The sequence below is a fragment of the Vibrio sp. ES.051 genome, assembly GCF_002563795.1.
GTDB lineage: Bacteria > Pseudomonadota > Gammaproteobacteria > Enterobacterales > Vibrionaceae > Vibrio.
This window is the reverse complement of the sequence record NZ_PDJL01000004.1, coordinates 1-16,877: the sequence shown is the minus strand read 5'-3', so window position 1 is coordinate 16,877 and position 16,877 is coordinate 1. Positions and strand designations below refer to the sequence as shown.

Genomic DNA, 16,877 nt, shown 5'->3' with positions numbered 1-16,877 from the left:
CCATCAGGAGGTCTCTGTCGGTTCAATCGTTGAACTATCCAAACCTACGCAACTCGATTGAGTATCGAGCGTAACTTGAGTGGTTTCACAGGCTTGGCAATAAAGCTGAACCCATCTGCTTTGATCCCATCGAGCATTTTATCGGTACGATCGGCACTGATGATCACCCCTTCAAAACGGTCACCCAACCGCAAGCGACATTGTTGTAGCACTTCCAGACCGGTTCGACCATCATCGAGTCGATAATCAGAAAAAATGACATCCGGAACCCAGTCATCCTCTAACGCTTGTAAACTTTCCACCAAATCGAGCGCCACGCGCGTATCGCATCCCCAGCGAGAAAGCAGGTTCTCCATGCCAACCAGAATATCCGGCTCGTTATCGACGCATAAAATTCTCAGATGACATAATTCAGATTGAGGGCTTGCTGCGGCCTGAACAGGATGCGGCTGAACATAATCCGCCTTATCCAACGTGATGGAAAATACGCTGCCTTTGCCAAACCAAGAACGCATCGAAATTTCATGCCCAAGCACTTGGGCAATGCCTTTAGAAATCGCCAGACCAAGCCCCAAGCCTTGATCGGAACGCACCTGCGTACCGCGGTTAAATTCTTCAAAAATCTCTTGCTGCTTTTCCTCTTCAATGCCCACACCGTTATCCCACACATCAATGCGCACGCGCCCTTTCACGCGGCGAACCCCCAAGGCGACCTTGCCATTGGGGTTATAACGAAACGCATTGGTCAGAAAGTTTTGCACCACCCGGCGCAACAGTTTCGGATCAGATTTGACCATTAAAGAAGAGGGGATCATCGAGAACGCGATTCCCTGTTGTTTGGCCAGAGCACTGAATTCAGCATTCAAATTCGACAACACATCATTAACCGCAAAGCCATGTTGATTCACTTCAAGCTTGCCAGATTCGAGACGAGAAATATCCAGCAGATCACCAATCAAATCTTCAGCAGCGCCGAGTGCACTTTCAATATGTGCCGATAACCGTTTCGTTTCATTGTCTTTCGCGACTTCAGAAAGAGAAGAAGCAAACAGTCGCGCTGCATTCAGCGGCTGCATCAAGTCATGACTCACCGCAGCCAAGAAACGTGATTTAGATTTGGACTCCAAATCTGAGCGCTGAGTTGCTGCCACTAGCTGTTTATTAAGTTGCTCCAGCTCCCGCGTCCGCAGTCGTACTCTTTCTTCCAGTGTCTCGTTAGCGTCTTTCAACGCTTGTTCTGCATTACGAAACACGGTGATATCGGTAAAGCTCATGACAAAGCCCCCACCCGGCATTGGGTTGCCCTGCACTTCAATCACTCGTCCATCGGGACGCACTCTCGAAGAGGTATGTCGCGAGCCTTGCTCTAAGTAATGGACCCGGCGACGCACGTGATCATCAGGGTCACCAGGACCACACAAACCTTGCTCCGCATTATGCCGAATCACGTCCGCTATCGGTCGCCCAACTTGGATCAAACCAGGCGGAAATTCAAATAACTCTAAGTAGCGTTGGTTCCACGCTACCAAGCGTAATTGTTTATCGACGACCGCAATACCTTGACCAATATGCTCGATCGCACCTTGGAGCAATCCACGGCTAAAATCGTACAGTTCAGAGGCTTCATCGACGATGGTCGCGACCTCTTCCAACTGCATGTTTCTTCCTTGCAATGCGGAAGTGAGTACTAACTTAGCAGAAGAGGCCCCAAATACCCCGGCGAGCACACGCTCGGTATGCCGAATCAAGGAAGATGGCGCTTGCTGATTAGGCATCAACTCTTCTCTCTGCTGACTCCAGTAAGCTTGAAACGCTGCCTTCACTCGCGTTCGCCCCACAAAGCGCGATGCCAGCATTTCTAATTCTGCCACCGTCACTCGACTCTGATAAAGGCTCATGTTTTCGCTTTCAGGGAGCGGGGTTCCAACAAAGGAAGCCGATTGTAAGCGCTCACTTAGGCTTGGCTTGGTTGCCATCGACACCACCAAAAAACACACAGCATTGGCGACGACACTGAGGATCATCCCCCAATCTGAAATCGCCACGTCAAAGCGCGTGAATACATCTGGTGGCGTGATTAACCAAATCAAAAGGTTATTGCTGGCATCCCCCGCAAGCATGTCGGTTTGGCTCATTAACGTGACTAACCAAATCGTGAAGCCAACCGCGAGCCCAACGTATACCCCTTTCTTATTACCCCGACGCCAATACATGCCACCAATCAACGCTGGCGCGAACTGGGTAATAGCAGCAAACGAGAGAAACCCTATCGCCGAGAGTGAATGAATCGTATCTAACGCTTGATAAAAGCCCCACGCGCCAATCAACAAGATCAAAATCAGCGCGCGGCGGATACGCAACAACAATTCAGAAAAGTGATGATGGTTGCGCTGAGTTAGGCGCATACGACGCAGCAAAAGTGGCATGACCAAGTCATTCGACACCATGATCGCGAGTGCAATCGTGGATACGATCACCATCCCACTCGCGGCCGATGTGCCGCCTAAAAACGCCAGCAAGGCGATTTCACTGGCACCCACCGCCATCGGCACACTGATCACATAAGTATCTGGCGCCGTGCCGCTTAACAGACCTTGCCCTACCCACGCGATGGGTAAAACGAAAATGCCCATCAGGATCAGATAAATAGGAAACAACCAGCGCGCGGTATGCAAATCTTGCGCACGTTCGTTTTCGACAACCATGGTGTGGAACTGGCGTGGCAAACAGACAATCGCCAACATGGTCAGTACGGTATGAATCAGTAAGGTCGGCACGTTAGGAGATTGATAGGTCTGCGCCGCCACGTTCATTAAGCTGAAGTTATCGGTATTCATCGCTAACCACACAATGAAAATCCCGACCACCAGAAATGCCAACAGCTTGATGATCGATTCAAACGCAATCGCCATCATCATTCCTCGGTGATGTTCAGTATTATCAATATGGCGAGTCCCGAACAACATGGTAAAAATCGCCAGCGCGACAACCACAAACCAAGACACACTGTCGTTTTGATATCCAAAATCGCTGGCTAGCTCAGGGGCTATGATTTCTAATCCCATCGTAATACCACGCAGCTGCAACGCGATGTAAGGCAGGATACCGACAACGGCAATAAGGGTGACGATCACAGCCAACCCTTGGGATTTGCCGTAACGCGCACCGATAAAGTCAGCAATGGAGGTGATGTGCTCTCGTTTAGCAATCAAGATAAGCCGAGCCAGAACGCGCCAACCAATGGTGAAGACCAAGATTGGCGCAATATAGATGGGCAAGAAGGACCAAGGGTTATTGCTGGCCTGCCCGACCGTGCCGTAGAAAGTCCACGAGGTACAGTAGACCGCAATGGAAAGGCTATAAATCCACGGCCGCCAACGCGCTAACCATTTTTTCTGAATGTCGCCGTACCACGCGATGATAAATAAGGCCCCCAAATACGCCAAAGAAACGGGAACCACCAGCCATCCTTGCATTCGATATCCTTTCTTACAGAAATAAAAAACCTCTCCACCGGGAGAGGTTTTATTTAACACTGCTTTCACAATGGTGACAAAGCTTAGTTTTTAACCTTTGTCACAGAAGTCTAATTCTGTGTTTCAAGAGACTTGTCAGAGACATCAACCACATGAGGCTCTTGCGGGTCCAGCTTGATGAACAACGCCAACAATCCCATCGCGGCCATGCCCCAGAACACAAGCGCTCCCCAATGCTCATAACCCCAGCCGCTGAGCACTGTCATTAACGCGATAAAGGCCCCTAGTGGAATCGCGTTATACAACGCTTGCAGCGCCACCATTTTATTTTCTTCCGAGTATTGGATGTATTGGATGGCAGCGATGTGCGCCGTCGCAAACGTCACACCATGCAATAACTGAACAACCACAAGCGCAACAATTGATGTGGTCGATGCGGTGATGCCCCAACGCATCATCACGCCAAAAGCCGCAACAAGGAATAGGGCGCGCAATGTCCAACCGACGAACAAGCGCTTACTCAACGCAAATATCGCCACCTCGGCCGCCACACCTAAGCTCCACAAATACCCAATCACATCTTCTGAGTGACCTGCCGCTTTCCAGTGAATGGCACTAAAACCGTAATACGCAGCATGACTGCCCTGAATCAATGACACTAACACTAAGAACTTAACAACGGGTTTATCGGTCAAAAGTGCAGTCAATTTGGGACGTTCAGCACTTTTCCCACCAAGGGTGACGGGCATGGGGTTGGTCGCCCGCATCACAAACAGTAACGAAACGAAAACCCCCACCATCGCGGTGTACAGAATCATATCAGAGCCAAACTCGGCCACCAGATAACCCACGACGGTCGATCCTGCGATAAAGGCTATCGACCCCCATAGCCGTGTGCGCCCATAGTCGAGCATTTTCAAACGCGCATAGTAGTTTGCCATTGCATCAGATAACGGCACAATCGGTCCACAGCAAAGGTTAAACAACACCGTGGCTAACGCCATCAACCAAAAACTGCCCCCTGTAAAAAAGTGAAATCCAACAAAAAGGAGGGCAGCAAAGCTCAACCAACGTAAAGCCGGCATAAGGTGCTCAACTTTATGAACTCGCGGGGTGATAACGATATTGGCCACACAACGCGTCGCCAGACCTAACCCGACCAACAGGCCGATGTCTGTCGAGGAGACCCCCTGTTCTTTAAACCATAACGACCAGAATGGCAGGTACACGCCATACGCAAAAAAGAATCCGAGAAAGTACTGGGAAATCCAGCCATACGGAGAAGGTTTCAACATTTCTAATATCCTAAAATGGGAACATCAACGTTCGAATCATGAATTATGGATCGCTATGCGTATTAGAAAAAGGGAAGAATAGACAACTTATCATTTCCTCGATGGGAGACCAATATTGCGACATTCAGTCTCTTGCAGCGAAATCAGCCTGATTAGACCAAAGTCGTCTGGCTTCCGAGAGGAAATTTGTCAGACTTAGAATGTGTTCCTTACACTACTGGTGCTCTCATGCCTGACAAATTTAACATGCAGTCTCCACCGTTCGACCGTTTGACCGAGGCGCAGCAAGCGCGACTTCGCTCGTCCCTTGATGTGGCCTACTATCGAGCTCGAGATGTCATTTTGTCTTGTGGGCAAACCAATTCACACCTGCATATTCTCATAAAAGGTGCGGTTGAAGAACGTTCAGAAGATCAACAAGAAGTGTTCGCGCATTACGCCAATGACGATATGTTCGATGTACGCTCGCTGTTTGAAGACAACATCCGCCATCAATATATTGCGCTTGAAGACACACTTTCTTACTTGTTACCCAAAGAAACCTTCCTCGAACTTTACAACCAGAATGGTCAATTCGCGGCCTATTTCGATAACAACTTATCAAAACGACAAGAACTCATCGAAGCCGCGCACCAACAACAGAACTTGGCGGAGTTTATTCTGACCAAAGTTGATAGCAGCATTTACCACCCACCAATGCTCCTTACTCCAGAAACGCCGATAAACGAGGTGACACAAACCCTTAAAAAGAAAGGGATTGATGCCGCACTGGTCGAACTCAATCTAGACGACCCGCGCGTTGAGCAATCACCGTCGGCCCATCCTTACGCCATTGTGACTCGAACCAATATGCTTCACTCCGTCATGTTAGATGGCTGTGCGCTAGACACGCCTGTGGGTGACATCGCCACGTTTCCGGTTTACCACGTAGAGGAAGGCGACTTTTTGTTTAATGCCATGATCACCATGACTCGCAATCGAATGAAGCGACTGATGGTGTGTGATGGCAACCAAGCCGTCGGCATGCTGGATATGACTCAAATACTCAGTGCGTTCTCGACCCACTCTCACGTGTTAACGCTCAGTATTGCCAGAGCCAGCAGCGTCGAAGAGCTCGCGCTGGCGGCTAACCGACAACGTCAATTAGTCGAAAGCTTATTGAAAAATGGCATTCGAACCCGCTTTATCATGGAACTGATTTCTGCGGTGAATGAACAAATTATTGAGAAAGCGTTCGAGTTGGTGGTTCCTCCTGCTATGCATGACCATTGCTGCTTAATCGTGCTCGGCTCTGAAGGGCGTGGAGAACAAATCCTCAAAACCGACCAAGACAATGCCCTCATACTTCAAGATGGGGTGGAATGGCCACAATGCGAGCCAGTGATGCAATCTTTCACACACACTTTACAGCAACTCGGCTATCCACTCTGTCCGGGCAACGTGATGGTCAACAACCCTAAATGGGTCAACACCCAACAAGCATGGCTCAACACCTTAGATGCTTGGATTAGTAAAGCCGAGCCAGAACAGATCATGGATTTGGCGATTTTTAGCGACGCGCATGCGGTGGCGGGGAATCGTGAACTGCTCACCCCAATCGCCACGCACCTTCGAGACTCCATGAAAGGCCGCATGTTAATCTTGTCTGATTTTACTCGTCCAGCATTACAATTTTCAGTGCCCCTTACCCTGTTTGGTAACGTAAAAAGTGCCAAAGGTGGACTCGATATTAAGCGGGGCGGTATTTTCCCGATTGTACATGGAATTCGCACCCTCTCTTTGGAATACGCCATTGAAGAAAAGAACACCTTTGAGCGCATCGAAGCACTAAGGAAAAAACGCATCTTAGAGTCAGAAACTGCGGATAACCTTAATGAAGCCCTGAAACTGTTCTTCAAAATCCGTCTCAGTCAGCAGCTTAAAAAACAAGAAGCGCTGAATAATATCGATATCAAACCACTCGATAGAACCGAACGTGATTTACTGCGCCATAGCTTGCATGTGGTGAAGAAATTTAAGCAATTCTTAGGTTTTCATTATCAAATTCGTGATTAAGAGTGTTTTGAATAAGTCAGACATAAGGCGTCAGCGATGAACTGGTTACAACGCAAATATTGGCACTACAAACTGAAAGGCTCGCCTTATCAGTCATTGTTTTGTACCCCGTGCAAAACTGAATTCGTCTCTCTTGACTGTGAAACCACCAGCCTTGATCCCAATCGCGCCGAGTTGGTGACCATTGCGGCAACGAAGATCATCGATAACCGCATCATCACCAGTCAGCCGTTTGAAGTGCGATTACGTGCGCCGCAATCGCTCGATTCAGGATCGGTAAAAATTCATAAAATTCGCCATCAAGACCTCGTCGATGGGATCAGCGAAAAACAAGCGCTGCTTAAGCTGCTCGACTTTATCGGCCACCGCCCTCTTGTCGGCTATCACATTCGTTACGATAAAAAGATCTTAGATCTGGCGTGTCTAAGGCAACTCGGATTTCCACTGCCAAACCCACTCATTGAAGTCAGCCAGATTTATCATGACAAGCTGGAGCGACATTTGCCCAATGCGTACTTCGACTTAAGTCTGGATGCCATTTGTAAACATCTTGAGCTACCGATCCAAGATAAGCACGATGCATTGCAAGATGCGATTTCAGCCGCATTAGTCTTTGTCCGCTTAACCAAAGGTGATTTACCGAACCTCACCGCGCCGTATCCTTAAACCAGTTGACCTGGCTCCCAGAATCACCTCTGTTTCCGCTATTTCCCTGCACTCTGCTCACTCTCATCCTAAAGTCTAATTGTAGAAATACGCGCGGTGACTGACAGTTATAGGCACAACAGCGCCGTGTTGGTCACGGCACGTCTTAAGAACCCAAAACAGCCCTACAAAAATGCATACTCAAAATCTATCTAGATTGGTGTAAGGCCGAAAAATAAAGGCACAAGGAGAGAAGCCATGAGCGAAGCCCACGTTTATCCGGTAAAAGAAAATATTAAAACTCATACCCATGCGGATAATGACACTTACTTAGCCATGTATCAGCAGTCGGTCACCGATCCAGAGGGCTTCTGGAACGAACACGGCAAAATTGTTGATTGGATCAAACCTTTCACCAAAGTAAAAAGCACCTCTTTCGACACTGGCCATGTCGACATTCGTTGGTTTGAAGATGGCACACTGAACGTCTCTGCCAACTGCATTGACCGTCACTTAGCAGAACACGGTGATGACGTGGCAATTATCTGGGAAGGCGATGATCCAACCGACGACAAAACACTCACGTTTAACCAGCTTCACAAAGAAGTATGTAAGTTCTCCAACGCATTGAAAGAGCAAGGTGTGCGCAAAGGCGACGTGGTGTGTTTGTATATGCCAATGGTACCCGAAGCGGCTGTCGCCATGCTCGCTTGTACTCGTATTGGTGCGGTTCACACGGTTGTTTTTGGCGGTTTCTCACCAGAAGCACTATCTGGCCGTATCATCGACTCCGATGCTAAAGTGGTGATCACGGCTGATGAAGGCGTACGTGGTGGACGCGCTGTGCCACTAAAAAAGAACGTAGATGAAGCCCTAACCAACCCAAACGTAAAAACCATCGACAAGGTTATCGTATTTAAACGCACTGGTGGCGATGTTGAATGGCATGATCATCGCGACGTTTGGTGGCATGAGGCAACCGCCAAAGTCTCTGACGTTTGTCCACCAGAAGAGATGAAAGCCGAAGACCCACTGTTCATTCTTTATACTTCCGGTTCAACTGGTAAGCCGAAAGGCGTACTGCACACGACTGGTGGTTACCTCGTCTACGCCACGATGACTTTTAAATATGTGTTCGACTATCAGCCAGGTGAAACCTTCTGGTGTACCGCCGATGTAGGTTGGATCACTGGCCATACCTATCTGATTTACGGACCACTCGCGAATGGGGCAAAAACCATCTTGTTCGAAGGGGTGCCAAACTACCCAAATACTAATCGCATGAGTGAAGTGGTTGATAAGCATCAAGTTAACATTCTGTATACCGCACCAACGGCAATTCGTGCGCTAATGGCAAAAGGTAATGAAGCGGTTGCAGGAACGTCTCGAACTAGCCTGCGGATCATGGGTTCAGTAGGTGAACCTATTAACCCAGAAGCATGGGAGTGGTACTACAAAACGATTGGTAATGAGAACTCTCCGATCGTCGATACTTGGTGGCAAACGGAGACAGGCGGCATTTTGATAGCCCCACTACCTGGCGCCACGGACCTAAAACCAGGTTCTGCAACCCGTCCATTCTTCGGTGTACAACCGGCGCTTGTCGACAACATGGGTAACATCATTGAAGAAACCGTCGCAGAAGGTAACTTGGTGATTCTCGATTCTTGGCCCGGCCAAATGCGTACGATTTATGGCGACCACGAGCGCTTCGAACAAACTTATTTCTCAACCTTCAAGGGTATGTACTTCACCAGTGATGGTGCGCGTCGTGACGAAGATGGCTACTACTGGATCACTGGTCGTGTCGATGACGTGTTGAATGTTTCTGGCCACCGAATGGGGACCGCAGAGATCGAGTCGGCTTTGGTCGCACACCATAAGATTGCAGAAGCCGCGATTGTCGGTATTCCTCACGATATTAAAGGCCAAGCGATCTACGCTTACATCACACTCAACGATGGCGAATTCCCATCCGCAGAGCTGCACAAAGAAGTCAAAGATTGGGTGCGTAAAGAAATTGGCCCAATTGCCACACCTGACGTGCTGCACTGGACGGATTCCTTACCGAAGACTCGCTCTGGTAAAATCATGCGTCGCATCCTACGTAAGATTGCGACAGGCGACACCAGCAACTTGGGTGATACCTCAACCCTCGCAGACCCAGGTGTAGTGGATAAACTCATTGCAGAAAAAGCAGAACTGTTCTAATTTCAACCGACTGTTTTAAAAACATTAAAAACCGCCATCACTTATGGCGGTTTTTTTTGCTTATGCGTTCAAATTGCCATAAAAAATACTGGGTTGTTATATGGTTTTTGTTAACTTGGTTACAGAAACGAGGAAGGCCACTAGGTGATTAGACCAGTAAATTGCTGCTAATTGCTGTGAATTAGCTATAATCTTGGTCGATTTTTAAAAAACTGTTCGATTTTAACAAAAAAATCGTGCTGAATTATCGTATATTTGGGAATATACACGCTTCACTCACGATAAGGGAAGATAGCCACATAATGTCTGCCAAGTTACGGATTCTTGTCCTAAACGGACCAAATATTAACCTATTAGGCCTGCGCGAACCGACGCACTATGGAAACAATACCTTAGTGCAAGTGGTGGGGGCTCTTACGGAGCAAGCTCACAACGCTGGGGTAGAGCTTGAACACCTGCAATCCAATCGTGAGTACGAACTGATTGAAGCCATTCATGCTGCATACGGTAAGGTTGACTTTATCATCATCAACCCAGCCGCTTTCACTCATACCAGTGTGGCGCTGCGAGATGCATTACTTGGCGTGGCCATCCCATTTATTGAAGTGCACCTATCAAACGTTCACGCACGTGAACCATTTCGCCATCACTCTTATCTGTCTGATAAAGCAGAAGGCGTAATTTGCGGTTTAGGCGCACAAGGTTATGAATTCGCTCTGTCTGCAGCGATTACCAAGCTACAGACGAAGTAACCCTAACACTCTGCAACCTCTAGGGGTTGTCTTAATCACAAGATAAAAGAGAAAGAAAAGATGGATATTCGTAAAATCAAGAAGCTAATTGAATTAGTTGAAGAGTCTGGCATTGCTGAGCTAGAGATTTCTGAAGGTGAAGAATCCGTACGCATCAGTCGTCACGGCACAGCACCAGCTCCAGCACCCATTCACTACGCTCCAGCTCCAGTAGCGGCACCTGCACCTGTTGCAGCTCCAGTAGCCGAAGCGCCTGTGGCAGCAGAAGCACCAGCGGCGCCTACAGGTCACCAAGTTCTGTCTCCAATGGTTGGTACTTTCTACCGCTCTCCAAGCCCTGAGTCGAAGTCATTCATCGAGGTGGGTCAGAAAGTCAGTGCTGGTGATACTCTATGTATCGTTGAAGCAATGAAAATGATGAACCAAATTGAAGCGGACAAATCTGGCGTTGTAACAGCAATCCTTGCTGAAGACGGCCAACCAGTTGAATTCGATCAACCTCTTGTTGTAATCGAATAAGCGAGGCTTGCCTTATGCTAGATAAAATAGTCATCGCGAACCGAGGTGAAATTGCACTTCGTATTCTTCGCGCCTGTAAAGAGTTAGGTATTAAGACTGTCGCTGTTCACTCAACCGCTGACCGTGACCTTAAGCATGTCCTACTTGCCGATGAGACCGTATGTATCGGTCCTGCTCGTGGTATCGACAGCTACCTAAATATCCCACGTATTATTTCTGCGGCAGAAGTCACCGGCGCCGTTGCGATTCACCCTGGTTACGGTTTCCTGTCTGAGAATGCAGACTTCGCAGAACAAGTTGAGCGCAGTGGCTTCATTTTTGTTGGCCCTAAAGCGGAAACGATCCGCATGATGGGCGACAAAGTGTCCGCGATCAATGCCATGAAAAAGGCGGGCGTGCCTTGTGTTCCTGGCTCTGATGGCCCTCTAGACGACGATGAAGATAAAAACAAAGCGTTTGCTAAACGCATTGGTTACCCAGTCATCATCAAAGCATCTGGCGGCGGTGGTGGCCGTGGTATGCGTGTGGTCCGTTCAGAGAAAGAACTGATCCAAGCTATCGCCATGACCCGAGCGGAAGCAAAATCAGCCTTCAATAACGATGTGGTTTATATGGAGAAATTCCTAGAAAACCCTCGTCACGTTGAGGTGCAAGTGATCGCTGACGGTCAAGGTGGTGCTATCCATCTTGGTGAACGTGACTGTTCGATGCAGCGTCGTCACCAGAAAGTTGTGGAAGAAGCGCCAGCACCAGGCATCACTGAAGAGATGCGTAAGTACATCGGTGAACGTTGTACTCGTGCGTGCGTCGAGATTGGTTACCGCGGTGCAGGTACGTTCGAATTCCTATACGAAAATGGAGAGTTCTATTTCATCGAAATGAACACTCGTATTCAGGTAGAGCACCCAGTGACAGAAATGGTAACGGGCATCGATCTTATCAAAGAGCAACTGCGCGTTGCTGCAGGTCAGCCGCTGTCATTTACTCAAGATGCCATTAAGATCCGTGGCCACGCGATTGAGTGTCGTATTAACGCTGAAGACCCAGAGCGCTTCCTGCCTTCTCCAGGAAAGATCGAACGTTTCCACGCCCCTGGCGGCATGGGCGTTCGCTGGGAATCGCACATTTACTCTGGCTACACAGTACCACCTCATTACGATTCAATGATTGGTAAGTTGATCACTTACGGTGAAAACCGTGATGTTGCGATTGCGCGTATGAAGAATGCCCTTGGTGAGATGATCATCGAAGGTATCAAAACGAACATACCGCTTCAGTTCGCGATTATGAATGATGAGAGCTTCCAGCATGGTGGCGCAAACATTCATTACCTAGAGAAGAAGCTCGGCCTACAATAAGCGGTGTTAACCTCATAAAAATGCCCACATTGGTGGGCATTTTTGTTTTGTACACTGTCTATACTGAAACAATTCATGGAGTTCTGGTAAACTCTGCCCTACTTCATTCACTTTGAGATAAAAAAATCAATGCCTTGGATTCAAATCAAACTCAACGCGACCAATGAAAACGCTGAACAAATCGGCGACATGCTAATGGAAGAGACTGGTGCGCTGTCTGTGACGTTCCTAGACGCGCAGGATACACCTGTATTCGAACCTCTACCTGGCGAAACTCGCTTATGGGGCGATACTGATATTCTGGCACTGTATGACGCAGAAGCGGACACCAACTTCATCATCGACCAAATCAAAGCAAGTAACATGCTTGCCGACAATTTTGCTTACAAAGTTGAACAACTCGAAGACAAAGACTGGGAACGTGAGTGGATGGAAAACTTCCACCCCATGAAGTTTGGTGAGCGTTTATGGATTTGCCCAAGCTGGCGTGACATTCCTGAACCCGACGCGGTTAACGTAATGCTTGACCCTGGCTTGGCATTTGGTACTGGTACTCACCCAACCACGGCACTCTGCCTTGAATGGCTAGAAACGCTGGATCTCTCTGGTAAAACCGTTATCGACTTTGGCTGTGGCTCAGGCATCCTAGCGATCGCTGCGATCAAGCTTGGGGCAGAAAAAGTAGTCGGGATCGACATCGATCCTCAGGCACTACAAGCTTCTCGCGACAACGCTGAACGTAACGGCGTTGCAGACAAGCTAGAAGTTTACCTACCGCAAAATCAACCACAAGGCCTGATTGCTGACGTGGTAGTCGCCAATATTTTGGCAGGCCCCCTACGCGAATTGGCCCCTGTCATCAAAGGTCTAGTTAAGCCAAATGGCGACCTAGCCATGTCCGGCGTATTAGATACTCAAGCCAAAGATGTTGCGAATTATTACCGTGACGAACTTCATCTTGACCCTATTATTGAGCAAAGTGAGTGGTGTCGCATCTCTGGTCGTAAGCAAGGCTAAATAAGGTTTTTAAAGTTAATCGCTTGAAATTCATACAATTTACAAAACAATTTGTAAATGCTCAAATATTAGTCTTTTCACGCAGTGAAAAAATGCGTAAAATGCGCGCCCTTGCTAGTACAGAACTGTGATGACGTTTTGAAAATCGGAAACTATCAACTTAAGAACAATCTAATCGTAGCCCCTATGGCTGGTGTAACGGATAGACCGTTCCGCGAGTTGTGTCTTCGGTATGGTGCGGGAATGGCCGTCAGTGAAATGATGTCTGCCAACCCAAAACTATGGAAAACGTCGAAGTCGAAACAGCGCATGGTACACGAGGGCGAATCGGGCATTCGCTCTGTACAGATTGCCGGTTCCGATCCACAGCTTATGGCGGACGCGGCTCAATTCAGTGTTGAAAACGGTGCGCAAATCATCGATATCAACATGGGCTGCCCGGCAAAGAAAGTGAACAAGAAGCTGGCGGGCTCTGCTCTGCTTCAATACCCAGACATTATCGAAGAGATTTTGAAAGCGGTCGTGAATGCAGTAAACGTTCCTGTAACGTTGAAGACTCGAACTGGCTGGGACACAGAAAACAAAAACTGCGTCCAAATCGCTAAATTAGCCGAAGACTGCGGCATACAAGCTTTCGCTCTGCATGGCAGAACAAAAGTCTGTATGTACAAAGGTGAGGCCGAATATGACAGCATTAAAGCGGTAAAAGAGGCTATATCCATTCCGGTTATCGCGAACGGTGATATCGATAGTCCGGAGAAAGCCAAGTTTGTACTGGAGTATACCGGTGTGGACGCTTTAATGATTGGACGTCCCGCCCAGGGTCGTCCTTGGATTTTCCAGGAAATCCATCACTATTTGGAAAACGGCACCGCAATGGATGAACTTCCAAAACGGGAAGTGAAAGCCATTATGCTTGGTCATGTGAATGCTCTGCATGCATTTTATGGAGAGTACTTAGGGCCGCGTATCGCGCGCAAGCACGTAGGGTGGTACCTAAAGGAACATGAGCAGGCCAGTGAGTTTCGCCGTACCTTCAATGCACTCGATGCAGCTCCGCTGCAAATTGAGGCGCTAGAAGGTTATTTTGATAACGTTGCATCATAATTAAGAGAAGAGCTAGACCGAATATGTTCGAACAAAATCTGACTTCAGAAGCATTAACAGTAACTACAGTAACGTCACAAGACCAGATTACTCAAAAACCTTTACGTGACTCTGTTAAGGCGTCTCTTAAAAACTACCTTGCTCAACTTAATGGCCAGGAAGTAACTGAACTATACGAATTAGTTCTAGCTGAAGTTGAACAGCCATTACTAGATACCATCATGCAATACACTCGCGGCAACCAAACTCGCGCAGCAACAATGATGGGTATCAACCGCGGTACTCTTCGCAAAAAACTTAAGAAATACGGCATGAACTAAGACCGAATTTCAGAAGTATTTGGAACAAGCCGTTACCTTTTAAAGTAACGGCTTTTTCTTTATCTACAGGATCCCTCAGCGCCCACTTTGCAAAATAACGGACTCGCTTGAGATAGCGATAACAAAGATGCCCCCCTCTACCACGCCCTACCCAGTAAGCTGGGCACTGACCTAAATACATAGTTAAAATCGCCCTAAAGACACAGGAGTCTCAAATACCTCCATCACAGTAGTAGTTCACTGACTGATACAAACCTAAATTACAATCACCATCGAATTAAGGTTTTTATTAAGTGAGATTCGCTTTGTAACCGAGATTCCGCAGCCAATTTAGGAATAAACCGCTTCATACAGTACGCCAAGAAGCTTAAGCAGCCGAGTCTGATGCTCCTGAACACCCGTGATGAAGCTTTGACCGCCAAATTCGAGTGTGTCGATACCTTCGAATTTTAAGAATACCCAATGTGCCGTCGGTTTGGTTGTCGTCTTGTTCTTTACCATGCTAGGAAAGAATTCCTCGGTCTTAGTGAGACTCTCTCGGATTTTGTGCTCTAAGCTTGCGTAAACGAGTAGGCTAAGCGTCATGATCATCAGCAATGCCTCGGTTCGCTGAGGTTTCTTCAGGAAAATTGATGATGTTAGGAACTCAGGGCTCTTCAAGAAGCGAAATCCGCGCTCTACCTTTTGCTGAGACTTGTAATGCTCAAGTAGCGCAGCCATTGTTAGATCGGCGTAGTCAGTATCGTTGGTGGCGAGAATAAACATACCTACTTTAAGCTTGGCCATTTTCACTTTTTCTAGATCGGTATAAGGCGTAGCATCTATCAAATAGTGGTATCCCGTTGGCTCTGCGTCTTTTCTTCGGCCGATCGCGACCTGAATAGATTGGCTCTTTAACGATGGTTGGTTGCGCAAAGCCAAGCAAATAACACTGGCTAGCGAAGTCGCTCATTGCTTGCTCGGCATCCACTGCGCAAGCAAACTTCTTTTTCATTAGTTGTCCCAGTGCTTTCAGCTCTTTGGTGATATTTTTGTCTAAGTTCTTATAGAGCGTTGCTTCTTCTCGCTTGGTTGCTTGTTCACTATGAACCAACAGCCACTTCTGAGATACCGAGCCATAGTCAGCATCAACCCAGCAACCCGAGTAGCCATTGCCGATACGGTTCAACTGCTCTGGCTCAAGGTTCATGAAGGCTTCTTTGGCTGACTTAATGGTCATTGGAACACGCGTAATAAACTTCTGTTGTTGCTCATCCAGTGAACGAATGCTTTCCTCGGTGTATAGAGCGGCATCAGCGATGAAGTAGCGACTGTTTTGAGCTGCCTTTAGGCAATGAATATGCCGTTTAGTGACCTCTGAAAATGCCTTAGCATCATTGGTGTTGCCACTGAGCGCTTGCATGTAAACAGGTAGGCCTGCTTGGTTTTCACAAATCAACTCAAGGACCACTTGATTTAGCTCTGGACGGTGGTCTCGGCTGTAGCCTTTTATCAGTTTGATGGCATTAAGATCTTCGTCTTGGGCGTATTCACCATCGACATGAAAACTCGGTGATATCCAAGGTGGACAGAGTCTGCTTTAAGCCCAAGCTTATCAACGACATGCTCTGCAATCGCTTGATAAAGTGCGGACACATCAGCTTCATATAAAGCATCTAACGTACGTCCGAGTACATCGTCAGTTAAATGGTGCGTTCAATGTCTTTAGCGAGCAACTTGGCAACAGGCTTCGTCTCGAAGAAGTCAGAGAACATATGCAGCGTTCTACTGTGAAAGCCAAGACCATTAAGAATCATTGCTAAGACTGCATCGCCGTGTGAGACGTTGTGATCCGAGTACTTGGGAATGATGTGATCAATAATGCCTGGTAAATCGACTTCATGACAGAAAGCAGCGATTAACCCTAAGTGGTCTAGGCGTTTAATGACAGGTTGAGCAGCAGACATAATAAGTGACCATTAAATAACAGTAATAGATCAAAACTGGGGATCGCGGTCAAGATGTCTGTCGCACTAACAGTTGTAAACGATCACTGGATCACATTATTTTAATTCTGAAATTGGCTGCGGAATGACGGTTGTAAAACCTCAACAATATCGACTTTAAAAGCTCGACAGCCAAA

11 protein-coding genes and 1 pseudogene are annotated in these 16,877 nt (G+C 47.7%); 9 read left to right on the top strand and 3 right to left on the bottom strand.

Annotation, left to right across the window (positions count from 1 at the left end):
• Positions 1 to 44: 44 nt before the first annotated feature.
• Both ATG66_RS06370 and ATG66_RS06365 read right to left on the bottom strand, forming a co-directional pair.
• Positions 45 to 3,476, bottom strand: a complete 3,432-nt coding sequence (locus tag ATG66_RS06370) for a hybrid sensor histidine kinase/response regulator (RefSeq protein WP_098414548.1) — start codon at positions 3,474 to 3,476, stop codon at positions 45 to 47.
• 110 nt (positions 3,477 to 3,586) lie between these two features.
• Positions 3,587 to 4,771 carry a 3-phenylpropionate MFS transporter gene (locus ATG66_RS06365; protein WP_098414547.1) on the bottom strand — a complete coding sequence of 395 codons (1,185 nt, stop codon included), beginning with the start codon at positions 4,769 to 4,771 and terminating at the stop codon, positions 3,587 to 3,589.
• 228 nt (positions 4,772 to 4,999) lie between these two features.
• On the opposite strand from ATG66_RS06365, the gene ATG66_RS06360 reads away from it, so the two are divergent.
• From ATG66_RS06360 to fis, 9 genes are all read left to right on the top strand, one after another.
• Positions 5,000 to 6,826 (top strand): DUF294 nucleotidyltransferase-like domain-containing protein, encoded by a 1,827-nt coding sequence (locus ATG66_RS06360; protein ID WP_098414546.1) that lies wholly within the window; start codon positions 5,000 to 5,002, stop codon positions 6,824 to 6,826.
• Between the two features lie 36 nt (positions 6,827 to 6,862).
• Positions 6,863 to 7,492 carry a 3'-5' exonuclease gene (locus tag ATG66_RS06355; RefSeq protein ID WP_098414545.1) on the top strand — a complete coding sequence of 210 codons (630 nt, stop codon included), beginning with the start codon at positions 6,863 to 6,865 and terminating at the stop codon, positions 7,490 to 7,492.
• A gap of 237 nt (positions 7,493 to 7,729) precedes the next feature.
• Positions 7,730 to 9,682 carry an acetate--CoA ligase gene (gene acs, locus ATG66_RS06350; protein WP_098414544.1) on the top strand — a complete coding sequence of 651 codons (1,953 nt, stop codon included), beginning with the start codon at positions 7,730 to 7,732 and terminating at the stop codon, positions 9,680 to 9,682.
• Between the two features lie 302 nt (positions 9,683 to 9,984).
• Positions 9,985 to 10,434 (top strand): type II 3-dehydroquinate dehydratase, encoded by a 450-nt coding sequence (aroQ, locus tag ATG66_RS06345; RefSeq protein WP_098414543.1) that lies wholly within the window; start codon positions 9,985 to 9,987, stop codon positions 10,432 to 10,434.
• A gap of 60 nt (positions 10,435 to 10,494) precedes the next feature.
• Entirely contained in the window at positions 10,495 to 10,953 is a 459-nt protein-coding gene (gene accB, locus ATG66_RS06340) for an acetyl-CoA carboxylase biotin carboxyl carrier protein (protein ID WP_098414542.1), read from the top strand.
• A 14-nt stretch (positions 10,954 to 10,967) separates the two neighbouring features.
• Positions 10,968 to 12,311, top strand: a complete 1,344-nt coding sequence (accC, locus tag ATG66_RS06335) for an acetyl-CoA carboxylase biotin carboxylase subunit (RefSeq protein WP_098414541.1) — start codon at positions 10,968 to 10,970, stop codon at positions 12,309 to 12,311.
• A 129-nt stretch (positions 12,312 to 12,440) separates the two neighbouring features.
• Positions 12,441 to 13,328, top strand: a complete 888-nt coding sequence (prmA, locus tag ATG66_RS06330; protein ID WP_098414540.1) for a 50S ribosomal protein L11 methyltransferase — start codon at positions 12,441 to 12,443, stop codon at positions 13,326 to 13,328.
• A 138-nt stretch (positions 13,329 to 13,466) separates the two neighbouring features.
• Positions 13,467 to 14,435: a tRNA dihydrouridine synthase DusB gene (gene dusB / locus ATG66_RS06325; RefSeq protein WP_179885614.1), complete on the top strand. Its 969-nt coding sequence runs from the start codon at positions 13,467 to 13,469 to the stop codon at positions 14,433 to 14,435.
• Between the two features lie 23 nt (positions 14,436 to 14,458).
• Positions 14,459 to 14,755 carry a DNA-binding transcriptional regulator Fis gene (gene fis, locus ATG66_RS06320; protein WP_000462885.1) on the top strand — a complete coding sequence of 99 codons (297 nt, stop codon included), beginning with the start codon at positions 14,459 to 14,461 and terminating at the stop codon, positions 14,753 to 14,755.
• 330 nt (positions 14,756 to 15,085) lie between these two features.
• On the opposite strand, the pseudogene ATG66_RS06315 reads toward fis, so the two are convergent.
• Positions 15,086 to 16,701, bottom strand: a pseudogene (locus ATG66_RS06315) (IS1634 family transposase).
• Between the last annotated feature and the right edge of the window lie 176 nt (positions 16,702 to 16,877).